The organism is Pseudomonas izuensis, from assembly GCF_009861505.1.
In the GTDB taxonomy this organism is placed as follows: domain Bacteria; phylum Pseudomonadota; class Gammaproteobacteria; order Pseudomonadales; family Pseudomonadaceae; genus Aquipseudomonas; species Aquipseudomonas izuensis.
This window is the reverse complement of record NZ_WTFT01000004.1, coordinates 119,580-142,798: the sequence shown is the minus strand read 5'-3', so window position 1 is coordinate 142,798 and position 23,219 is coordinate 119,580. Positions and strand designations below refer to the sequence as shown.

General features: G+C 60.0%; 11 protein-coding genes. 5 read left to right on the top strand and 6 right to left on the bottom strand.

Translation table 11 applies throughout. The annotated features are described in order from the left end of the window. Positions 1–68: 68 nt before the first annotated feature. Positions 69–4,022, bottom strand: coding sequence for a trifunctional transcriptional regulator/proline dehydrogenase/L-glutamate gamma-semialdehyde dehydrogenase (gene putA / locus GPL81_RS03670; RefSeq protein WP_160105242.1), 3,954 nt, complete (start codon positions 4,020–4,022; stop codon positions 69–71). A gap of 460 nt (positions 4,023–4,482) precedes the next feature. Between putA and putP the strand changes: the two genes are divergently transcribed. The 4 genes from putP (at position 4,483) to GPL81_RS03650 (ending at position 9,794) form a co-directional block, all read left to right on the top strand. Next, positions 4,483–5,967 carry a sodium/proline symporter PutP gene (gene putP, locus GPL81_RS03665; RefSeq protein ID WP_160105241.1) on the top strand — a complete coding sequence of 495 codons (1,485 nt, stop codon included), beginning with the start codon at positions 4,483–4,485 and terminating at the stop codon, positions 5,965–5,967. 272 nt (positions 5,968–6,239) lie between these two features. Beyond that, the gene (locus GPL81_RS03660; protein ID WP_160105240.1) at positions 6,240–8,126 is read left to right on the top strand and encodes a type VI secretion system Vgr family protein; all 1,887 of its coding nucleotides are present in this window, start codon (positions 6,240–6,242) and stop codon (positions 8,124–8,126) included. Then, the gene (locus GPL81_RS03655; RefSeq protein ID WP_160105239.1) at positions 8,116–8,853 is read left to right on the top strand and encodes a DUF4123 domain-containing protein; all 738 of its coding nucleotides are present in this window, start codon (positions 8,116–8,118) and stop codon (positions 8,851–8,853) included. Before GPL81_RS03660 ends, GPL81_RS03655 begins: the two co-directional genes overlap by 11 nt. A 104-nt stretch (positions 8,854–8,957) precedes the next feature. Beyond that, a complete protein-coding gene (locus GPL81_RS03650) occupies positions 8,958–9,794 on the top strand; it encodes a 23S rRNA (adenine(2030)-N(6))-methyltransferase RlmJ (protein WP_160105238.1) in 837 nt (278 codons plus the stop codon). A 99-nt stretch (positions 9,795–9,893) separates the two neighbouring features. Here GPL81_RS03650 and msrA read toward each other — a convergent pair whose 3' ends face one another. The 5 genes from msrA to aceE all read right to left on the bottom strand — a co-directional run bounded on the left by msrA (position 9,894) and on the right by aceE (position 19,792). After that, on the bottom strand, positions 9,894–10,541 hold the full coding sequence (gene msrA / locus GPL81_RS03645) for a peptide-methionine (S)-S-oxide reductase MsrA (protein ID WP_096515587.1): 648 nt from the start codon (positions 10,539–10,541) through the stop codon (positions 9,894–9,896). 64 nt (positions 10,542–10,605) lie between these two features. Next, complete coding sequence (locus GPL81_RS03640; protein ID WP_160105237.1) at positions 10,606–13,299, bottom strand: sensor domain-containing phosphodiesterase; 2,694 nt, start codon at positions 13,297–13,299, stop codon at positions 10,606–10,608. Positions 13,300–13,475: 176 nt separating this feature from the next. Continuing rightward, positions 13,476–14,891, bottom strand: coding sequence for an alkaline phosphatase D family protein (locus GPL81_RS03635; protein WP_160105236.1), 1,416 nt, complete (start codon positions 14,889–14,891; stop codon positions 13,476–13,478). 279 nt (positions 14,892–15,170) lie between these two features. Further along, positions 15,171–17,135, bottom strand: a complete 1,965-nt coding sequence (aceF, locus tag GPL81_RS03630) for a dihydrolipoyllysine-residue acetyltransferase (RefSeq protein WP_160105235.1) — start codon at positions 17,133–17,135, stop codon at positions 15,171–15,173. Between the two features lie 11 nt (positions 17,136–17,146). After that, entirely contained in the window at positions 17,147–19,792 is a 2,646-nt protein-coding gene (gene aceE, locus GPL81_RS03625; protein ID WP_096513749.1) for a pyruvate dehydrogenase (acetyl-transferring), homodimeric type, read from the bottom strand. A 383-nt stretch (positions 19,793–20,175) separates the two neighbouring features. On the opposite strand from aceE, the gene glnE reads away from it, so the two are divergent. Further along, on the top strand, positions 20,176–23,115 hold the full coding sequence (gene glnE / locus GPL81_RS03620; protein WP_160105234.1) for a bifunctional [glutamate--ammonia ligase]-adenylyl-L-tyrosine phosphorylase/[glutamate--ammonia-ligase] adenylyltransferase: 2,940 nt from the start codon (positions 20,176–20,178) through the stop codon (positions 23,113–23,115). Positions 23,116–23,219: the final 104 nt, after the last annotated feature.

Sequence of the window (23,219 nt, the reverse complement as noted above, 5' to 3'; positions counted from 1 at the left end):
GAGCAGGCTCACTCCTACAAAGGATTTGATTGCCAGGCAACCATTGCGGTTGCCTGGCTTACAGCGTTTTAGCCGATCGTCATCAAGCTGGCGTTACCGCCCGCTGCAGCGGTGTTGACGCTCAGTGCACGCTCGATCACCAGGCGTTCCAACGCAATGTTGGATTCACCCTGCGACAGACCCTGCACACCCACGATCGCGCCGGCACGCTTGGCAACCTGCTGGCAGACCGCACGCAACTGGTCGGAATGGCCGTGATGCAGCACAGCATCAAACACCACCTCGTCCTTGTTCCAGTCGGACACCAGCTTGATGCGCGTCTGAATCTCCTTCGGCAGGCGTGCGAACAGCGCCTTGCTCAGTTCAGCTTCTGGCCAGACCGCCGAACCCCCAACAGCCAGTACCGCCGCCAGCTGGGTCAGCAGGTCACCTTCGACTTCCGCCAGGCACAGTACGTGCTCGCGCGGCAGGATCGCATAGCTGTTGCGCTCGCCGGTCGGGCCGGCCAGTACGCGGGTCACACCGCTTTGCGATTGTGCGGCGAACTGCACGCACAGGGTGCTCAGGTCGGCGAACTTGTTGTTGTCGGCCCAGGCTTTCAGGGCGTTCAGCGGCTTGCTCATGGCGTCACGCAGGCGCACGTCCGGTGCCACGGCAGCATCACCGCGAGCGAAGGATTGTTCGATGGCATCGGTAGGACGCGTCGACAACAGACGGTACAGGTACAGCGGGCCTCCGGCCTTCGGACCCGTACCCGACAGGCCTTCGCCGCCGAACGGTTGCACACCGACCACGGCACCGACGATGTTGCGGTTGACGTAGACGTTACCGGCGTTGACGGTGTCGATCACCTTGGCGATGGTCTCGTCGATGCGGGTGTGTACGCCCAGGGTCAGGCCATAACCGGATGCGTTGATCTGAGCGATCAGTTGATCGATGTCCTTGCGCTTGTAGCGAACCACGTGCAGCACCGGGCCGAAGATCTCCCGTTGCAGTTCATCGAAGCTTTCCAGTTCGATCAAAGTCGGCATCACGAAGGTGCCGCGTTTGACTTCTTCTGAGTCGGCGATGGCCACCTGGTACACGCTGCGACCTTTGTCGCGCATGGCCTGGATGTGCTTCTCGATGCCGGCCTTGGCTTCGGCGTCGATCACCGGGCCGATGTCCACGGACAGGCGCTCCGGGTTGCCGAGACGGCTTTCAGCCATCGCGCCCTTGAGCATTTCGATGACGCGGTCGGCGGAATCTTCCTGCAAGCACAATACGCGCAAGGCCGAGCAACGCTGACCGGCGCTGTCGAAGGCCGACGATACGACGTCGATGACCACTTGTTCGGTCAGGGCCGAGGAATCGACGATCATTGCGTTCTGGCCGCCGGTTTCGGCGATCAGCGGAATCGGACGGCCCTGGCTGTCCAGGCGACCGGCGATGTTGCGTTGCAGCAGGCGCGCGACTTCGGTGGAACCGGTGAACATCACACCTTTGACGCGATCGTCACCGACCAAGCCGGCACCGACGGTTTCGCCACGGCCCGGCAGCAGTTGCAGCACGCCTTCCGGAATACCGGCTTCGAGCAGCAGGCGCACGGCCTGGGCAGCCACCAGCGGCGTCTGTTCCGCAGGCTTGGCCAGCACCGGGTTACCGGCGGCCAGTGCGGCGGCGACCTGGCCGCTGAAGATCGCCAGCGGGAAGTTCCACGGGCTGATGCATACCACCGGACCCAGCGGGCGGTGAGCGTCGTTGGTGAAATCGTTGCGCGCCTGCACCGCGTAATAACGCAGGAAGTCGACAGCTTCACGCACTTCGGCAATGGCGTTGGCGAACGTCTTGCCGGCTTCGCGGGCCAGCAGGCCCATCAGCGGCTGGATCTCGCCTTCCATCAAGTCGGCGGCACGCTCCAGGATCGCGGCACGCTCGGCTGGCGGAGTGGCCTGCCAGATCGGTGCGGCGTTCAGGGCACATTGAATGGCGTTGTCGACGTCCTCGACGGTGGCTTCCTGCACGTGGCCGACCACGTCGCGCAGATCGGACGGGTTCAAGACCGGTGTCGGCGTTTCGGTGCTGGAGGCGCAACCGAGCATCGGCGCGGCTTTCCAGTGGTTGTGCGCGGTGGCCAGCAGGGCGCAGGACAGCGATGCCAGGCGATGCTCGTTGGCCATGTCGATGCCGCTGGAGTTGGCGCGCTCGGAGCCGTAAAGGTCGCGCGGCAGCGGGATGCGTGGGTGCGGCAGGCCGAAGCCGCCTTCCAGCGTCGCCATTTGCTCGATGCTGGCCACCGGATCGGCGACCAGTTCCTGAATCGAGATCGACTGGTCGGCGATGCGGTTGACGAACGACGTGTTGGCGCCGTTTTCCAGCAAGCGACGAACCAGGTACGCCAGCAGGGTTTCGTGGGTGCCGACCGGTGCGTACACGCGGCACGGACGGTTCAGCTTGCCCTCGGAGACTTTGCCTACAACCTGTTCGTACAGTGGTTCGCCCATACCGTGCAGGCACTGGAATTCATACTGGCCCGGGTAATAGTTCTGACCGGCGATATGGTAAATGGCCGACAGGGTATGGGCGTTGTGCGTGGCGAACTGCGGGTAGATGACTTCCGGCACCGACAACAGTTTGCGCGCGCAAGCGATGTAGGAAACGTCGGTGTACACCTTGCGGGTGTAGACCGGGTAGCCCTCCAGGCCTTCGACCTGGGCACGCTTGATTTCGCTGTCCCAGTACGCGCCTTTCACCAGACGGATCATCAGGCGATGACGGCTGCGGCGAGCCAGGTCAATCACATAGTCGATCACGTACGGGCAACGCTTCTGGTAAGCCTGGATCACGAAACCGATACCGTTCCAGCCCGTCAGCTGAGGCTCGAAGCACAGGCGTTCCAGCAGGTCCAGCGACAGTTCGAGGCGGTCGGCTTCTTCAGCGTCGATGTTCAGACCGATATCGTATTGCTTGGCCAGCAGGGTCAGCGACAGCAGGCGCGGGTACAGCTCGTCCATCACACGCTCGTACTGGGCGCGGCTGTAGCGCGGGTGCAAGGCGGATAGCTTGATGGAGATGCCCGGGCCTTCATAAATCCCACGGCCGTGGGAGGCTTTGCCGATCGAGTGGATGGCTTGTTCGTACGAGGCCAGGTACTTCTGCGCATCATGTTCGGTGAGTGCGGCTTCACCGAGCATGTCGTAGGAATAACGGAAGCCCTTGGCTTCGAACTTGCTGGCATTGGCCAGGGCTTCGGCGATGGTTTCACCGGTGACGAACTGCTCGCCCATCAGGCGCATGGCCATGTCGACGCCCTTGCGGATCATCGGCTCGCCGCTCTTGCCGATGATGCGGCTCAGGGACGAGGTCAGGCCGGCCTCATTGTGCGTAGACACAAGCTTGCCGGTAAGCAGCAGGCCCCAGGTGGCGGCGTTGACGAACAGCGACGGGCTGTTGCCCAGATGCGGTTGCCAGTTGCCGGTGCTGATCTTGTCGCGGATCAGCGCGTCGCGGGTGCCTTTGTCCGGGATGCGCAACAGCGCTTCGGCCAGGCACATCAGTGCCACACCTTCCTGGGACGACAGGGAGAATTCCTGCAACAGGCCCTGAACGATGCCGGCACGGCCGCCGGCGCTCTTCTGATTGCGCAGTTTTTCGGCAATGGATGCGGCGAGCTTGTTGGTGGCTTCGGCCATCGGTGCCGGCAGGCGTGCCTGCTCGATCAGCATCGGCACCACTTCCGGTTCCGGGCGACGGTAAGCAGCGGTGATCGAAGCGCGCAGTACCGATTGCGGCAGGATGCTTTCGGCGAATTCAAGGAAGCACTGGTGAGCGTGATCGACATGAACGTCGCCTGCGTCGTCAGCGACAGCAGTGGCCAAACCGTTCAGCTCGGTCAGGGTTGCACCACCCTCGAGTTTTTCCAGGTAATTGAAAATTGCCTGCTTGATCAGCCAGTGCGGCGTGCGATCAATCGAGGTCGCGGCAGCCTTGAGGCGTTCGCGGGTCGGGTCGTCGAGTTTGACCCCAAGGGTGGTGGTAGCCATGTTTTTATCCTCATGTTTGCCACGACTGCGTGGCATCAGCTGGCGGCAAGATTAGCCGTGCGCCGAAAGAGGTGCAACCGGGTGCAACCCTTTTTTTGTAGGAATAATCATCACCTCGTCGGGAATTGAATTCTGGTACGAGCGTGCTGCCGTTGCTTGGTGCTTTTTCTTCTAGAAAAGAATCTGGACTGCACCAAAAGGAAGTAAAAAACATCTGGTTACGGGAAAGTGCCCCAGGTGCAACTGATTCTCAAGAAATGGGTTGCACCTTATTTGCTTTGTTGACTAGCATTCGCGCCACAAGGTGCAACCCGTCTAGGACGCGGTTGAGCCGGCTGATGGCTTTCCTGGGGAAACATCAGTCATAAATGCGCGCGATCCCGAATCGTCTGTCAAACGTCATCGTTTGTGGCCGGTTCAACAGCGCCGCTACATAAAAACAAAGCCAGGGCGTCACTTAATGAGCGTAACGAATCCAACCCTGATCACGTTCGTGATCTACATCGCAGCCATGGTGCTGATTGGCTTCATGGCCTATCGCTCCACCAACAATCTTTCCGATTACATCCTGGGTGGTCGCAGCCTGGGCAGCGTCGTCACCGCGCTGTCCGCCGGCGCTTCCGACATGAGCGGCTGGTTGTTGATGGGCCTGCCGGGCGCGATCTACATGTCCGGCCTTTCCGAAAGCTGGATTGCCATCGGCCTGATCGTCGGCGCGTACCTGAACTGGCTGTTCGTCGCCGGCCGCCTGCGCGTGCAGACCGAGCACAACGGTGATGCCCTGACGCTGCCGGACTACTTCGCCAGCCGTTTCGAAGACAAAAGCGGCCTGCTGCGGATCATCTCTGCGGTGGTGATCCTGGTGTTCTTCACCATCTACTGCGCCTCGGGCATCGTGGCCGGTGCCCGTTTGTTCGAAAGCACCTTCGGCATGTCCTACGAGACGGCACTGTGGGCCGGTGCCGCGGCAACGATTGCCTACACCTTCGTCGGCGGTTTCCTGGCGGTGAGCTGGACTGATACCGTACAGGCCACCCTGATGATTTTCGCCCTGATCCTCACGCCGATCATCGTGCTGCTGGCCACTGGTGGCGTCGACACCACGTTCCTGGCCATCGAAGCACAGGATCCAGCCAACTTCGACATGCTCAAAGGCACGACCTTCATCGGCATCATCTCGCTGATGGGTTGGGGCTTGGGCTACTTTGGTCAGCCGCACATCCTGGCGCGTTTCATGGCGGCGGATTCGGTGAAATCGATTGCCAATGCCCGTCGCATCTCCATGACCTGGATGATCCTGTGCCTGGGCGGCACCGTCGCTGTCGGTTTCTTCGGCATCGCCTATTTCTCGGCCAACCCAGCTGTGGCTATGCCGGTGAGCGAGAACCACGAGCGTGTGTTCATCGAACTGGCGAAAATCCTGTTCAACCCATGGATCGCCGGTGTTTTGCTGTCGGCCATCCTGGCTGCCGTGATGAGCACCCTGAGCTGCCAACTGCTGGTGTGCTCGAGCGCCCTGACCGAAGACTTCTACAAAACCTTCCTGCGCAAATCGGCTTCCCAAGTAGAGCTGGTCTGGGTCGGTCGCGCCATGGTGCTGCTGGTTGCCCTGATCGCCATCGCGATGGCTGCCAACCCGGAAAACCGCGTTCTGGGTCTGGTCAGCTACGCCTGGGCCGGTTTCGGTGCCGCCTTCGGTCCGGTGGTGCTGATCTCCGTGATCTGGAAAGACATGACCCGCAACGGCGCACTGGCCGGTATCCTGGTCGGCGCGATCACCGTGATCGTCTGGAAACACTTCCAGCTGCTGGGCCTGTACGAAATCATCCCGGGTTTCATCTTCGCCAGCCTGGCGATCTACATCGTCAGCAAACTGGGCGCACCGACTTCCGGCATGCTGCAGCGCTTCGCCGCGGCAGAAGGTGATTACCGCCTTAACAAGTGATGGGTTGAGCGAATGCTCTGAGCCAGCGCTTGACCGAAAACGGCCCGCCTCCTGTTGGAGGCGGGCCGTTTTTTGTGCATATCTCGAAAGTTGTCAGTTCCCCCACAGGGGAAGTAAGTGATTTGTGCAGTGTTGTCTGTAGCCGAATAAAGCCTCTTTTTGAAGGTTAATGCATCAGATGAAGTAGGGCATTTCTGTTTTTCCATCCCCTCGTTCATCCCCCATGCGTCTCATGCAGAATCGCCCGCTTCCAATCTGCAGAGTCACACCGGATGTTCGCTCCTGCTAATCAACCTCGCTTTACGCTGACTGTCGAAGGTTCCGACCATGACCTCAAGGTCCTTGAGTTCACGGGCAAGGAGGCTATCAGCCAGCCGTACCGTTTTGACCTGGAACTGGTCAGCGAGCGGCCGGACATCGAACTCGAAAGTCTCCTGCACCGTCAGGCGTTTCTGAGTTTTGATGCACAAGGTTCGGGTATTCATGGCCAGATATTTCGCATTGGCCAAGGCGATTGCGGCAAGCGCCTGACGCGTTACCAGATCAGCCTGGTGCCGCGCCTGACTTATCTGAGCCAGCGCATCAATCAGCGGGTTTTCCAGCACCAAAGCGTGCCGGCGATCATCACGCAAATCCTCAAGGACCACGGCATCCTCGGCGATGTCTTCAAGTTTCAGCTCGGCGCGGATTACCCTGAGCGCGAATACTGCGTGCAATACGCGGAAAGCGACCTGGCGTTCATCGAACGGCTATGTGCAGAGGTCGGCATTCACTACCACTTTCGACACAGCCCTGACGGACATCTGCTGGTGTTCGGCGATGACCAGACCGTTTTCCCGCATCTGAAGGGGTCAATTCTGTATTTGCCCGGCAGCGTTATGGCGGGGGATACACCGGTGATCAATCGTTTCGATGTCGCCCTGCAAGCCCGGACCACAGCGGTAGTCCGTCGCGACTATGACTTCAGTAAACCTCGCCTTGAACTGGAAAGCCGTTTCGACAGCAAGCAGCTGCCATCGCTGGAGGATTATGGTTTTCCCGGGCAATTCAACGATCCCGAAGTCGGCAGGCATCTGGCGCAACGAGCATTGGAAAGTCGCCGCGCGGATTGCCGTCAGGTACAGGGGTGCAGTGATCAATCCGCATTGATAAGCGGGTATTTGCTGCAACTCGACGGGCACCCTCGACGGGAATGGAACGACCTGTGGCTGCTCACGGAAATCGAACACCATGGTCGGCAGCCGCAGGTACTTGAAGAGTCGGCAGGTAGTGGCGATCAGAATGAATTCCAGGGTTATCGCAATACCTTTCTGGCAATGCCGTGGGATGTTTTCTTCCGCCCACCGCTGATCAGGAAACCGCGTGTAGCCGGTTATCAATCCGCCGTGGTCACCGGCCCGAAGAACAGTGAAATCCATTGCGACGAATACGGTCGGGTCAAGGTCCGGTTGATGTGGGATCGCGACGGTGCATTGAACGAACATTCCAGTTGCTGGCTGCGAGTTGCCAGCGGCTGGGCACATGATCGTTACGGTGCCACGTTGATTCCGCGGGTCGGCATGGAAGTACTGGTGGGTTTCGTCGATGCCGATGCCGACAAGCCCTTGGTGATGGGGTGCCTGCCCAATGCATCGACCCCAGTACCACTGGACCTGCCTGCGGACAAGACCTGCAGTATTTTCCGCAGTCAGAGCAGTCCCGGTGGCGGTGGCTACAACGAATTGCGCATCGAGGATCGCAAAGGCGCCGAGGAAATCTCCCTGCGTGCCCAGCGCAACTGGAATCAGCAGGTCCTGAACGATATGCACGTGCAAGTCGGGCAGAACGAGTACTTGTACGTTGAAGGCAACCGGCATATCCACGCCAGCAACCAGACCGTCAAGGCGAGCGGGCAGATTCGCGTCGATGCCGGTAGCCAGATCGTGATCGACGGTGGCGCTCACGCGACGATTCAGGCGGGTGGACACTGGATCAATATTGGCCCGGAAGGGATTTTCAGTAGCGTACCCATTGAGGTTGGCGGGGCATGGATACCGGCCATGGGTGCATCGAACACACCTGTGCAAGGTGTGGCACTGAGCCCGGCGCAGATGTTCAACCTAAAAGGGGCTGCGCCTTTTTGCCAGGTATGTTGCGAGGGCGGTGCCTGTGCAGTCTGATTTTCTATCACCTCATGCCTGGCTGGAGCGCCAGCCGTTGAAGCCGTCGGAACAATTGTTCGCGATCTTCAGCAGCGCCAGTGCCGCCGAACCTTTCGCAGCCTGGCGCCGTTTGACCCGCGCAAAAGTGGCGAGTCCGATCTGGTCCGATACTGCCTATGCCGGGTGGGAAGCAGTGATGCCCTATGTCGCAACCGTCGCTACGGACTGTGAGTTTTTGCAATGGGTAGCGACCACGGCGTCTCGTGACTGGGGGTGGCTGGCGGTTTCTTCGGCGAGCCAGCAAACTCTGGTCGAACACTTGCGCAGCCTCACGCAGGTGACGTTGCCCAATGGCAGCAGGGCGTTTTTTCGCTTCTGGGATGGGCGGTATGTGCTGCCGGTGCTGCAGTGTGACGAGATCGATTGTGCGCAACTGTTGCCGGTGATCGGGCGGTGTTGGATCAATGGCCAGGCTGTCGAGATCGGTGGAGGCGGGCAGGGCGCAACGAAGGTTTTCCCGTGGTGGGAGGTGCCAGAAGCGCTCCTGCAACAGCTGGGTGATGAAGATGATTCAACCCGGATCAGCAACGTGATGCAGTGGTTGAGTGAAGACCAGCCGGGCATGTTCGAGGCGTTTTCCGAGAGCGTGTTGCGCTGTAAGGTCGCGAACTTTCTCGAGGGGCCTGACCTGCCGTCCATACCGAAAGCTGAATTGTTGGCCTGGCTGATGGAGGAGCTGGACTGAGCCGGTTCCTGCAGGGTTGCGTCCTCATTGCCAGCCGCTCGGCCGCGAACCCCTGACTTGCAGGCCGGTAAAAGGTAAACTTCCCGGCCTTCGCAGGAGCAGCCATGAATTATCGTCACGCCTTCCATGCCGGCAATCACGCCGACGTGTTCAAACACCTGACCTTGACCCGCCTCATCGCCCTGATGTCGCGCAAGGAGCAGCCGTTTGCCTATCTCGATACGCACGCCGGCATTGGCCTGTATGACCTTCAGGGCGATCAGGCCAGCCGTACCGGTGAGTACCTGGAAGGCATCGCGCGTTTGTGGGATCAGCCGGATCTGCCGATCCTGACCGCTGATTACATGCAGGTGTTGCACGAGATGAACCCGGATGGCCAGTTGCGCTATTACCCCGGTTCGCCGGAATTGGCGCGGCGCCTGACCCGCCCGCAGGATCGCGTGCTGCTCAACGAGAAACACCCGGAAGACGGCGTGCTGCTCAAGGACAACATGGCCGGTGATCGCCGGGTCAAGGTACACCTGGGCGAAGGCTGGCATGTGTCCCGTGCGTTGCTGCCGGTGCCGGAGAAGCGGGCGGTGATGCTGATCGACCCGCCGTTCGAAAAACTCGACGAGATGCAGCGCTGCGCGGCGTCGTTGAAAGAGGCGATTGGCCGGATGCGGCAAACCGTGGCGGCGATCTGGTACCCGGTGAAGGATCAGCGTGCATTGCGCCGCTTCTATCAGGACCTGGCCGGCACCGGTGCACCGAAATTGTTGCGCGTGGAGTTGCTGGTGCATCCGCTGGATACGCCCAACAGTCTGAACGGTTCCGGCCTGGCGATTGCCAATCCGCCGTGGGGGCTGGAGGAAGAGTTGCGTGAGTTGCTGCCGTGGCTGTCCGAGAAATTGGGGCAGACCCAGGGTGGGTGGAAGATGGATTGGTTGATTGCCGAGTAATGCTCGGCCCCGTAGGAGCCGGCTTGCCGGCGAAGCGGACCGTAAGCCTTGCGGCGATTTATCGGCCGTCTTCGCTGGCAAGCCAGCTCCTACCGTTGATCAGATAGGGCAGGTCACGCCAGTACCGCCAATCCCGCAGTAGCCTTCCGGGTTCTTGGCCAAATACTGCTGATGATAAGCCTCGGCGTAATAGAAGGTCGGGGCTTCATCGATGTCGGTGGTGATGATGCCTTGGCCGGCCTTGGTCAGTTCGGCCTGGAACACCTGTGCGCTCTTCTTCGCCGCTTCCAGCTGTGCCGGGTTGGTGGCGTAGATCACCGAGCGGTATTGAGTGCCAATGTCGTTGCCCTGGCGCATGCCCTGGGTCGGGTTGTGCAGTTCCCAGAACATCTTCAGCAGCTCTTCGTAGCTGACTTTCTCCGGTTCGTACACCACCAGCACCACTTCACTGTGGCCGGTCAGGCCCGAGCAGACTTCTTCATAGGTCGGGTTTGGCGTGAAGCCGCCGGCGTAGCCCACGGATGTGCTGAACACGCCTTCACGCTGCCAGAAGCGACGTTCTGCGCCCCAGAAACAACCCAGGCCGAAAATCGCGAATTCCACATTGCCCGGGAATGGACCCAGCAGCGGGTTTTTATTGACGAAATGTTCGTCCGGCACCTTGATCGGGGTTTCGCGGCCAGGCAGAGCTTGTTCTTTGGTAGGGAGCACGTTTTTGTTCACCAGAATTTCCGAGCGCAGAACCATCATCAGTCCTCTCAGTCAGGTTGAAAAAATTAGAAATGCAGTTTGCCTGAGTGTTGAGTCGCTGTCAGGCGATCGGGCCGCGCGGGTAGCGTTTGAGCTTCTCGATCAGCTCGGAGCCCGGGATCGGTCGATCGAACAGATAGCCTTGGCCAACGTCGCAGCGATGGCGACGCAGGAAAGACAACTGCTCGGCAGTCTCGATGCCTTCAGCCACGACCTTGAGTTTCAGGTTGTGGGCCATGGCGATCACGGCGGAGGTGATCTCCATGTCGTCCTGGTTGTCCGGGATTTCGTGGATAAAGCTTCGATCGATCTTAATGATGTCGATGGGGAATTTTTTCAAGTAACTGAGCGACGAGTAACCGGTGCCGAAATCGTCCATGGCCAGGGTCAGGCCCAGGCGTTTGAGCTGGTCGAGTTGCAGGTGAGTGTCTTCGGTGGCTTCCAGTAGCAGGCCCTCCGTCAACTCAAGCTCCAGCAGGTTCGCCGGCAGCGCTTCTTCCTTGAGGATGTTGGCGATGGACGCCACTAGGTCCGGATCGGAAAACTGCTTGGGTGACAGGTTGATCGCCACCTGAAGATTGCCCAGCCCGGCGGCGGTCAGCTCTTTGCTCATGCGGCAGGCCTGGCGGGCGATCCATTTGCCGATCGGAATGATCAGGCCGGTTTCTTCCGCGACGCTGATGAACTGGTCCGGGCGGATCATGCCTTTTTCCGGGTGATCCCAGCGCAGCAATGCTTCCATGCCCAGCAGGCGACCGCTGCGCAGGCAAAGCTTGGGTTGATAGAACACGTCCAGTTCGTTCTGGGTCAGGGCGCGGCGCAGGTTGTTCTCGACGAACAGTTTGTAACTGGCCTCGGCGTTCAGTGCTTCGGTGAATACCTGCACCTGATGTTTACCGTTGGCCTTGGCCTTGTGCAGCGCCAGCCCGGCGTTGCGCATCAGGGTTTGCGGGTCACGGCCGTGCAGGGGCGCGCAAGCCAGGCCCACGGACCCGGTCACGCTGATCAACTGGTTATCGACGAACATCGGTTTGTCGAGGGTGGTCAGCAGCTGGCTGGCGATCTGTTGGCCGGTGTGCAGGTCAGTATTGTCCAGCAGTACCGCGAATTCGTTACTGGCGAACCGCGCCAGGCTGCCGCTGGGGCTGAGGCTGTTGCGCAGGCGCCGGGCCAGGCTGATCAGCAGTTTGTCGCCGGTCTGGTGGCCGAGGCTGTCGTTGATTCGCTTGAAGTTGTCGATGTCCACCAGCAGCAGGCTGATTGGGGTATCGCTGTCTCGGGCGAAGCGTTCATCGAGGTTGCGGATGAACGCCGGGCGGTTGCCGAGGTTGGTCAGGTTATCGGTATAGGCCAGTCGCTCGATGCGTTGCTGGGCGAGCTTGGTCTGGGTGATGTCTTCGTAGATGCCGATGTAATGGGTCAGTTCGCGGTTGTCGCCATAGACCTTGGAGATCGACAATTGGCCCCAGTAGGGTTCGAGGTTTTTGCGGCGGCTCTTGAACTCGCCCTGCCAGCTGTTGCTTTTGGCCAGCGCCGAAGGCGCGTCGAACAACAGTTCGCTGAGGTTTTCCAGTGCCGGCAGTTCCGCCAGGCGCTGGCCGTGGACTTCTTCGGTGCTGTACTGGGTGATCGCGGTGAAGCTCGGGTTGACGTATTCCACCACACCGTCGCAATTGACCAGCAAAAAGGCGTTGGCGCTTTGCTCGACCGCTCGCTGGAACAGGTGCAGGGCGCTGGTGGCGGTGCGCCGGTTATGGTTGCTGATGACTTGGGCGAACTGGTCCGCCAGCTCGCCGGCGAAGGCGATTTCATCCGACTGCCAGGCGCGGGTGACGCCGGTCTGCTCCAGGCACAGCACACCCACCACCTGACCGTCGACACGGATACTGGCGTCGAGCATCGCATTGACATCACGCGGGCGCAGGCTTTCGGCCATTTCCCGGGTGCGCGGGTCGCGCATGGCATTGTGGGCATCAATGGCACGGCCCGTGTGCAGGGCGTCGAGGTAGTCGGGAAAGTTGCTGACGTCGATCGACTGCGGCAACAGGTATTCCTGATTGGCGCGGTGAAAGGCCGAAATCGGCGCCAGCATCGAGCCTTCCAGGTGCCACAGGCTGGCGCAGTCGATCTCGTAGATCTCGCAGGCACTGCGGGTGATCAGTTCGGCGGCTTCTTGCAGGGAATTGTTGCTGCTATAGCGCTGGCGGGTCAGCAGCAGAATCAGGTCCTGCTGCGCGCGCACCCGGTCCAGGTGCTGCAGTTGTTCCTGCTGGGCGCGCTGGTTGAGCTCCAGGGCGATTTGCAGGCGCGAATTCTGGGTTTCCAGGTCCAGTGCCGGCAGCAGGGGGTCATCTTCGAACAGGCCGTCGATGACCAGCAGGTAACCGCGCAACAGGTGTCGATTGTGTTGTTTGTAGGCTTCGCCCAACTCCAGCAGGTTCAGCGAGCCTGTGGCGGTGTGCAGCCTGTAGCGGATCAGGTAGTGCGAGCCTTCGCTCAGTTGCTGCTGGATCGCGTCATGCAGCTGATAACGCGCTTCCGGCTCCATCAGGCTGGCGTAGGGCGAGCCGACCAGAGCGCACAGCTCCACGGCCGGCAAGCCGAATTGTCGTTCGCAGTTGGGATCGAGAAACAGCAGCGCCCAGCTTGGTTCATTCAGCCGTTCGAAACGCAGCATGCCGAGCCGCGAGGGCACAGGCAACTGCGTCACTACCTCGGCCACCATACGGCTGGCGGCATCGGGTTGGCTTTTCATAGGGAGGGAAACTCGCTTCGTATTTGCTGAACGCGCCGGGCTCTCGCCCTCTTTACTGTTGCCTGCGGCAAGGTTGCATCATTGCGACACCGACTGACAAGAGACATGAAGGCCAAGTGCTATAAGAATATGTCGGCAGCAACGAAGATTTCTCCAGTTAATAGCAAAAAGTCATTCTATTGACGGAATTCAGCCCCGGTTCGCAATTCAATCCGTGTCGATTGCAACAGGTTGCCATCCCGATCGTGATAGCGCACACGAATCTGCTCCGTATCCACAATCAGATGCGCGAAGTTGTCCTGGCTGATCACTTTGCCGGTGAGTTCATGTCGATAATCGCCTGCGGCGGTTTGTACCAGAGGCTGATCGAGGAGAAAGGTGGAGTCTTTGGCATAGGGCAGCAGTTTGCTGTTGCACAGGGGGGACGAGACGATGGTATGGACTTCGAAGTCCGGGTCCTGACTGTGAGTCAGGCGGCTGGTCAAGGAGCCGTGGACATCGCCGGAAATGAAGATGACATTCTTGATCTTGTGAATGCGAATGGTCTCCAGTAACCGCAGTCGTTGCTCGGGAAAGGCTTTCCAGGCGTCATCGCCCAGGCGTTTGCGGTCAGGGTAGAACATGACGCTGGTGACCACGAATTTGACCTGTGCCGGGCTATGGATCAGCCAGTCGCACAACGCCTGTTCCTGTTCAATATCAAGAATGCGCCGGTCGTTGGCCGCGAGACTGCGCCGGGTGCGGCTGTCGGTGACAAACCACTCGATATCGCCGTTGGTAAACTGATACCAATAGTGGTTCAGCTGCTGATTGAGTTGCCCATGAATATTCAGTTCATGAGCCGGGCTGTGGCTGGCTTGATACAACTCATAGGCCGTCATGGCGTTCTTGTATAAATGCTCATCATTGGCGCTTTTATTGGCGGGCCAGTTGTCTTCGATTTCATGGTCGTCGAGGATCATATAAGTAGGCATGCCGGACATTAACTGACGGATATGCGGTTGGGAGAAAGCGGCGCGGTATTTGGCGAGTATCTCCTGATACTCCCGATCGGGAGCGATGAAGTTCAAGTCATCGACATAAACCTGATCGCCGCTCATCAGCATGGCGCTGATCGGCGGTGTCGCATGCTGCGCCAGGTGGTTGATCGAGGCGAAGATCCGGTCGCCCCAGCGCGGGTTCGAGGGTACGCCGCCGGTCATGCGCAGGTAGCGGCAGGAACCGACGATATAGGCCCGAGGCATTGTGGATGCACTCGATTGCGTGCGCAGACGGTAGATGCCCCGAGGCCATTGCAGTGGCAGTTCCTGAACGGTTTCCACGGTGTGCACCGGGTTCATCGGGCTGAACCAGCCGGCCTGGTATTCGTATTGGGTGTCGGCGGCAAGGTCATTGAGAATGATGACCCCGGACATGTCGCGTGAGTCGGTCAGTTGTGTAAAAACACCTTTATTCCAGTGCTCTTCACCGAGCCGTCGAAAGCGAACGCCGGCAAATGCCAACGTATCTTTTTGCGTTTTTCCGCGTAAAAAAATGCGGGCCTGGTGCGTAGTTGTGTGGCCAACAATAGGGCCAATAGTTGGTTTTAACATAGTCGAGTCCTTTCGCTATTTAGTTGAATCTGAGCAAGCAGGTGATTGACTGTTTTGCGCAGACTTAAACCAAGGCTAGTTATTGAATGGGAAAAAATATCGAGGCGTAATGGACATGAGTTGTGGGTGATATCAGCCACAAATGTAGGAAGGGATTGTTTTGGGGAAAACGTCAGGCAAAAAAAAGCCCCGCCAAACTGGCGGGGTTGAGGTACGAGCGTGGCGCTCGGAAAACGTGAAACGCAACAGGCCCTCCGGGAGAGGGAGGGCCGGTCGGGATTACAGCAGGATGGTGCGGATGTCCGCCAGCAGGTCGCTCAGGCGCTTGGTGAAGCGTGCAGCAGCGGCGCCGTTGATCACACGGTGATCGTAGGACAGCGACAGGGGCAGCATCAGTTTCGGCTGGAAGGCTTTGCCGTCCCAGACTGGCTGGATGGTTGCCTTGGAAACACCGAGGATCGCCACTTCCGGCGCGTTGACGATCGGCGTGAAGCCGGTGCCGCCAATGTGGCCGAGGCTGGAAATGGTGAAGCAGGCGCCTTGCATTTCGTCCGACGAGAGCTTCTTGGTCCGGGCTTTTTCAGCCAGGGAAGCGGCCTCGGCGGCCAGTTGCAGCAGGCTCTTCTGGTCGACGTTCTTGATGACTGGTACCAGCAGGCCATCCGGGGTGTCGACGGCGAAGCCGATGTTCACGTACTTCTTGCGGATGATCGCCTTGCCACTTGGAGCCAGCGAGCTGTTGAAGTCCGGCAGTTCCTTGAGCAGGTGCGCGCAGGACTTGAGCAGCAACGGCAGGATGGTCAGCTTGACGCCGGCCTTCTCTGCAACGGCTTTCTGGGCGTTACGGAACGCTTCCAGTTCGGTGATATCCGCCGAGTCGAATTGCGTTACGTGCGGCACGTTCAGCCAGCTGCGGTGCAGGTTGGCAGCGCCGACCTGCATCAGGCGGGTCATCGGCACTTCTTCGATTTCACCGAAGCGGCTGAAGTCCACGACCGGGATCGGCGGGATGCCCGCGCCACCGGTTGCGCCGGCAGCAGCGGCTGGCGCTTCCTTGGCCTTCTGCATCATGGCTTTGACGTAAACCTGCACGTCTTCCTTCAGGATGCGACCGTGCGGACCGCTGGCGCCAACGGCGTTCAGCTCGACGCCGAACTCACGGGCCAATTGGCGTACAGCCGGGCCTGCGTGAACCTTGGCGCCTGGCTTGGCAGGAGCAGCAGTCGGGGCGGCAACAGGTGCAGCCGGAGCCGGTGCGGCAGCAGGTGCTGCAGCAGCAGGAGCGCTCGGAGCAGCAGCGGCAGGTGCCGGAGCAGCAGCCGGTGCCGCGCCTTTGACTTTCAGTTTCAGGATCAGGTCGCCGGTACCGACTTCGTCGTCCAGCTTGACGGAAACGCTTTCCACCACGCCGGCGGCAGGCGACGGGATTTCCATGCTCGCCTTGTCGGATTCCAGGGTGATCAGCGACTGATCGGCTTCAACGGTATCGCCGGCCTTGACCAGGACTTCGATGATCTTGGCTTTGCCCGCCGAACCGATATCCGGAACGTGGATGTCCTGAACGCTATCAGCCACTGGCGCAGCCGGAGCTGCAGCAGGAGCAGGTGCGGCGGCGGCAGCTGGAGCAGCAGCCTGGGCTGGAGCAGCAGCAGCCGGCGCAGCAGCGCCCGCCACTTCCAGATCCAGGATCAGGTCGCCGGTGCCGACTTCGTCGTTGAGCTTGACGCTGATGGCCTTGACCACGCCAGCGGCAGGCGACGGGATTTCCATGCTCGCCTTGTCGGATTCCAGGGTGATCAGCGACTGATCAGCCTCGACTTTGTCGCCGACCTTGACCTGGATCTCGATGATCTGGGCCTTGCCCGACGAGCCGATATCCGGCACGTGCACTTGCTGGACCGAAGCGGTAGCCGGCGCAGCAGCAGGGGCGGCCGGCGCTGGAGCAGCAGCCGGTTTAGCCTCGGTCTTGGCCGCTGGCGCAGCGGCAGCCGCAGGGGCCGCAGCGGCGGCACCTTCGACTTCCAGTTCCAGCAGTTCATCGCCTTCTTTCAGGCGATCGCCCAGTTTCACTTTCAGGCTCTTGATGATACCGGCCTTCGGCGCGGGCACTTCCATGCTCGCCTTGTCCGATTCCAGCGTCAGGATGCTCTGGTCGGCTTCAATACGGTCGCCGACCTTCACAAACAGTTCAATTACTTCACCTTCACCGCTGCCGATGTCAGGTACGCGAATGAGTTCGCTCACAGAATCTCTCCTCAGCAGTCCAGTGGGTTGCGTTTTTCCGGGTTGATACCGAACTTGGCGATGGCTTCAGAGACCACCTTGGGTTCGATGTCACCACGGTCAGCCAGTGCTTCCAGGGCTGCCAACACCACGAAATGACGGTCGACTTCGAAGAAATGACGCAGTTTCTTGCGGGTGTCGCTGCGACCGAAGCCGTCGGTGCCCAGGACTTTGAATTCCTTGGACGGTACCCACTGACGGATCTGCTCGGCGAACAGTTTCATGTAGTCGGTAGAGGCGATGACCGGACCCTTGCGGCCGTTCAGGCACTCTTCAACGTAGCTCAGCTTAGGCTTCTGGCCAGGGTGCAGACGGTTGGCGCGCTCAACGGCCAGGCCGTCGCGACGCAGTTCGTTGAAGCTGGTAACGCTCCACACGTCGGCGCCGACGTTGAACTCTTCACGCAGGATCTTCGCCGCTTCGCGGACTTCACGCAGGATGGTGCCGGAGCCCATCAGTTGAACGTGGTGCGCCGCTTCGCGGGTGTCTTCTTCGAGCAGGTACATGCCTTTCTTGATGCCTTCTTCGGCACCGGCCGGCATGGCTGGCTGCTGGTAGGACTCGTTCATCACGGTGATGTAGTAGAAGACGTCCTGTTGCTCTTCGGTCATCTTCTTCATGCCGTCCTGAATGATCACCGCCAGCTCGTAGCCGTAGGTTGGATCGTAGGTGCGGCAGTTCGGGATGGTGGCAGCCAGCAGGTGGCTGTGACCGTCTTCGTGTTGCAGGCCTTCACCGTTCAGGGTGGTACGGCCGGCGGTGCCGCCGATCAGGAAGCCACGGGTACGGCTGTCGCCAGCGGCCCAGGCCAGGTCGCCGATACGCTGGAAGCCGAACATCGAGTAGAAGATGTAGAACGGCAGCATCGGCTGGTTATGGCTGGAGTACGAAGTGCCGGCAGCGATGAAGGAGCTCATGGCGCCCGCTTCGTTGATGCCTTCTTCGAGGATCTGGCCTTTCTTGTCTTCCTTGTAGAACATCACCTGGTCTTTATCGACTGGCTCGTAGAGTTGGCCGACGGACGAGTAGATGCCCAACTGACGGAACATGCCTTCCATACCGAAGGTACGGGCTTCGTCCGGAATGATCGGGACGATGCGCGGACCGATTTCCTTGTCCTTGACCAGTTGCGCGAGGATCCGCACGAACGCCATGGTGGTGGAAATCTCACGGTCGCCGGAGCCGTCGAGGATCGCCTTGAGCGTGTCCAACGATGGGGTCGGTACGCTGAAGCTCTGTGCGCGACGCTGTGGCACGAAACCGCCCAGTGCAGTGCGGCGCTCGCTCAGGTAGCGGGCTTCGGCGCTGTTCGGTTCCGGCTTGAAGAACGGCAGGTTTTCCAGCTCGGAATCCTTGACCGGGATGTCGAAACGATCGCGGAACAGCTTCAGGCTTTCAACATCAACCTTCTTGGTGTTGTGCGCGGTGTTTTTCGCTTCGCCGGCACCGGTGCCATAACCCTTGATGGTCTTGGCCAGGATGACGGTAGGTTGTTCTTTGTGGTTGACCGCTTCGTGGTACGCCGCGTAGACCTTGTACGGGTCGTGGCCGCCACGGTTGAGCTTCCAGATCTCGTCGTCGGACAGGTCTGCAACCATCGCCTTGAGTTCTGGCGAGTTGAAGAAGTGTTCACGCACGAACGCGCCGTCTTTGGCTTTGTAGTTCTGGTACTCGCCGTCGATGACTTCGTCCATGCGGCGTTGCAGGATGCCGTCGACGTCCTTGGCCAGCAGTGGGTCCCAGAAACGGCCCCAGATGACTTTGGTTACGTTCCAGTGAGCACCGCGGAACACGCCTTCGAGTTCCTGGATGATCTTGCCGTTGCCGCGAACCGGGCCGTCGAGGCGCTGCAGGTTGCAGTTGATGACGAAGATCAGGTTGTCGAGCTTCTCGCGGCCAGCCAGCGAGATCGCGCCCAGGGATTCCGGCTCGTCGCACTCGCCGTCGCCCAGGAAGCACCAGACTTTCTGCTTGCCTTCCGGAATGAAACCACGGGCTTCCAGGTACTTCATGAAGCGTGCCTGGTAGATCGCCTGGATCGGACCCAGACCCATGGATACGGTCGGGAACTGCCAGAAGTCAGGCATCAGCCACGGGTGCGGGTAGGACGACAGGCCCTGACCGTCCACTTCCTGGCGGAAGTTGTTCATCTGGTCTTCGGTGATGCGGCCTTCCATGAATGCACGGGCGTAGACGCCTGGCGAGGTGTGGCCCTGGAAGTAGATCAGGTCACCGCCGTGTTCGTCGGTCGGGGCCTGGAAGAAGTAGTTGAAGCCGATGTCATACAGGGTCGCACTGGAGGCGAAGCTGGAGATGTGACCACCCAGGTCAGAATCTTTCAGGTTCGTACGCATTACCATGGCCATCGCGTTCCAGCGTACCAGCGAGCGAATGCGGCGTTCCATGAACAGATCGCCAGGCATGCGTGCTTCGTGGGTAACCGGGATGGTGTTGCGGTAAGGCGTGGTGATGGCGTAAGGCAATTGCGAGCCGCTGCGGGTCGCGAGTTCGCCCATACGGGTCATCAGATAGTGAGCACGGTCTTCGCCTTCTTTGTCGAGAACCGATTCCAGGGCGTCCAGCCATTCCTGGGTTTCGACGGGATCGAGGTCTTGCATGGCTTGCTCCAGGGCGGAAAGGCTACCAGAATCGGTTGCCTGAGTTAGCGACTGGCCTTGTGGGCAGACGTTATGAATTCTTGGATTGCCGATAGGTTGTTCCGGCGGTGTGTAGTTTTACTACAAATCTTCCGGCATTTCAGCCTTACTAATGTATATACGAGTAGTAAAACTACAGATGAGCGGCTTGTGGCCCCCGGCTGCGTTGTGAGAATAATCGTTAAGGTTGGTCTTTTACCAATCCGAAAAGGTGAAAGTTTGATGCTGGCTGCCAAAAATGAAGAAATTTCAGCTATTTCTAACTTTTGTTCGACACTCCTCCAGGTAGTGCATTCCTACAATTCACTACATTCGGGCCAATACACGCCGATCAAGGATAGACCATGAGCCTTCCTTCGCTTGCCGAACTGCCCGCCATTCTGCTGCCGTTTGTCACCCGTGCCGAGCAGTCGTTCCGTGCCGCCGTTGCTGCTTTGGATGACGACCATGGCTTGTCTGCCTGGACGGCTGAGCGCTGGGCACAATTTGCCCGTGTGACCGCCGCCAGCGATTTCGTGATTGAACAGAGTGTTCGTGACCCTTTGATGTTGCTCGACCTGGTGCTATCCGGCGAACTGGACCGCGTTTTTGCCCCGGGCGAGTTGTGCGCACAGATTGCCGCGGCGGTAAGCGCGGCCGAAACCGATGACGGGTTGGGTCGCGCCTTGCGCCGCCAGCGCGCGCGTCATCAAGTGCGAATCATTTGGCGCGACCTGACCCGTCAGGCCGATCTGGTCCAGACCTGCCGTGACCTGTCGGACATGGCCGATGCCAGCATCGATCAAGCCTATCAATGGCTGTACTCGCGGCATTGCCAGCAGTTCGGCGTGCCCACGGGGCGGCGCAGCGGCGAGCCACAACAAATGGTCGTCCTTGGCATGGGCAAGCTGGGCGCGGTGGAGCTCAATCTGTCGTCGGATATCGACCTGATTTTCGCCTACCCGGAGGGCGGCGAAACTGTCGGTGTGAAACGTCCTCTGGATAACCAGGAATTTTTCATCCGCCTCGGCCAGCGCCTGATCAAGGCCCTGGACCCGATGACCGTCGACGGTTTCGTATTCCGCGTCGACATGCGCCTGCGGCCCTATGGATCGTCGGGTGCGCTGGTCCTGAGTTTCAATGCGCTGGAGCAGTATTACCAGGATCAGGGCCGCGACTGGGAGCGCTACGCGATGATCAAGTCGCGGGTGGTGGCCGGCGATCAAGTGGCCGGTGCGCAGCTGCAAGACATGCTGCGGCCGTTCGTTTACCGGCGTTATCTGGATTTCTCCGCGATCGAAGCGCTGCGCACCATGAAGCAGCTGATCCAGCAGGAAGTGCGGCGCAAGGGCATGGCCGACAACATCAAGCTCGGCTCCGGCGGCATCCGCGAAGTGGAATTTATCGCCCAGGCTTTCCAGCTGATTCACGGCGGTCGCGACCTGAGCCTGCAACAACGTCCACTGCTGAAGGTATTGAGTACGCTGGAAGGTCAGGGTTATCTGCCGCCGGCGGTGATCAGCGAATTGCGCGAAGGCTATGAATTCCTGCGTTACACCGAACACGCGATCCAGGCGATTGCCGACCGCCAGACCCAGATGCTCCCGGACGGCGCTCAGGATCAGGCGCGCATTGCCTTTATGCTGGGCTTCGCCGATTGGCCGGCCTTCCATGCACAACTGATGTTTTGGCGCGGCCGGGTGGCCTGGCACTTCGGTCAGGTGATCGCCGATCCCGACGAGGAGCAGGGCACCGAAAGCGAAGTGGTGGTCGGTGGCGAGTGGCTGCCGTTGTGGGAAGAGGCCCAGGATGAAGAGGCGGCTTGCCGTCAGTTGCAGGAGGGCGGTTTCGCCGATGCCCCCAAAGCGCTGAAAGCGCTGGCAAATCTGCGTAGCAGCCCACAGTTGCGTGCGATGCAGCGCCTGGGGCGCGAACGCCTCGATGCCTTTATTCCGCGCTTGCTCGCTCAGGCCGTGGAGCATGCCAATCCGGATCTGGTGCTGGAGCGGGTGTTGCCACTGGTTGAAGCCGTGGCGCGCCGTTCAGCTTATCTGGTGCTGCTGACTGAAAACCCCGGCGCGCTGCGACGCTTGCTGACCTTGTGCGCGGCGAGTCCTTGGATCGCCGAGCAGATCACACGCTTCCCGCTGCTACTCGACGAACTGCTCAACGAAGGCCGGCTGTTCAAGCCGCCTCTGGCACCGGAACTGGCCGCCGAGTTGCGCGAACGCCTGACACGAATTCCCGAAGACGACCTTGAGCAACAAATGGAAGCCTTGCGCCATTTCAAGCTGGCGCACCGCTTGCGGGTGGCGGCCTCGGAAATTGCCGGTAGCCTGCCGTTGATGAAAGTCAGTGATTACCTGACCTGGCTTGCCGAGGCGATTCTGGAGCAAGTACTGGCCCTGGCCTGGCGCCAGACGGTGGCCAAATACGGTACTCCGCTGCGCACCGACGGCACCTTGTGCGATCCCGGGTTCATTATTGTCGGTTATGGGAAAGTCGGCGGCCTGGAACTGGGGCATGGTTCGGACCTGGACCTGGTGTTCATCCACGACGGCGACCCGCAGGCGGAGACTGACGGGCCCAAACCGATTGATGGCGCGCAATTCTTTACCCGGCTCGGGCAGCGGATCATTCACTTGCTCACGGCCCAGACCAACTCCGGTCAGCTCTATGAAGTGGACATGCGCCTGCGACCGTCCGGTGCGTCCGGGTTGCTGGTGAGTTCGCTGGGGGCGTTTGCCCGTTATCAGGAGAACGAAGCCTGGACCTGGGAGCATCAGGCGCTGGTACGGGCGCGGGTATTGGTGGGCAGCGAGGACGTCGGTCGGGCGTTCGAGCAGGTTCGCGCGGCGATCCTGGGCAAAGCGCGGGACCTGCCGGCCTTGCGCCAGGACGTCAGCGAGATGCGGGCGAAGATGCGCGATAACCTGGGCAGCAAGAGCACCGCGGCCGGCACCGGGGCAAATGCCTTCGAGGCCACGGCACCGTTCGATCTCAAGCAGGACGCCGGAGGTATCGTCGATATCGAATTTATGGTGCAATACGCGGCCTTGGCGTGGTCCGAAACACACCCGCCATTGCTGCGCTGGACTGACAATATCCGCATTCTGGAAGAGCTGGAGCACGAAGGGCTGATGCCCGCCGAAGATGCCAGCCTGTTGCGTGAAGCCTATAAGGCCTACCGCTCCGCCGCCCACCGGCAGGCCTTGCAGAAGGACCCCGGGGTAATAACCGGCGACCAGTTCGCAGACGAACGGCGACAGGTCATGCGGATCTGGCGTGAGCTGGGGCTAAGCTGAATCGGGATATTAGAAACACCCAATACCCAATGTGGGAGCGAGTCTGCTCGCGATGAGGTCGTCATATACAACATTTATGTTGACTGTCACGCCGCCATCGCGAG

Excerpts from the sequence above, each read along its gene's own strand:
- putA (WP_160105242.1), bottom strand. The coding sequence starts at position 4,022 with ATGGCTACCACCACCCTTGGGGTCAAACTCGACGACCCGACCCGCGAA.
- putP (WP_160105241.1), top strand. The coding sequence starts at position 4,483 with ATGAGCGTAACGAATCCAACCCTGATCACGTTCGTGATCTACATCGCA.
- GPL81_RS03660 (WP_160105240.1), top strand. The coding sequence starts at position 6,240 with ATGTTCGCTCCTGCTAATCAACCTCGCTTTACGCTGACTGTCGAAGGT.
- GPL81_RS03650 (WP_160105238.1), top strand. The coding sequence starts at position 8,958 with ATGAATTATCGTCACGCCTTCCATGCCGGCAATCACGCCGACGTGTTC.
- msrA (WP_096515587.1), bottom strand. The coding sequence starts at position 10,541 with ATGGTTCTGCGCTCGGAAATTCTGGTGAACAAAAACGTGCTCCCTACC.
- GPL81_RS03640 (WP_160105237.1), bottom strand. The coding sequence starts at position 13,299 with ATGAAAAGCCAACCCGATGCCGCCAGCCGTATGGTGGCCGAGGTAGTG.
- GPL81_RS03635 (WP_160105236.1), bottom strand. The coding sequence starts at position 14,891 with ATGTTAAAACCAACTATTGGCCCTATTGTTGGCCACACAACTACGCAC.
- aceE (WP_096513749.1), bottom strand. The coding sequence starts at position 19,792 with ATGCAAGACCTCGATCCCGTCGAAACCCAGGAATGGCTGGACGCCCTG.
- glnE (WP_160105234.1), top strand. The coding sequence starts at position 20,176 with ATGAGCCTTCCTTCGCTTGCCGAACTGCCCGCCATTCTGCTGCCGTTT.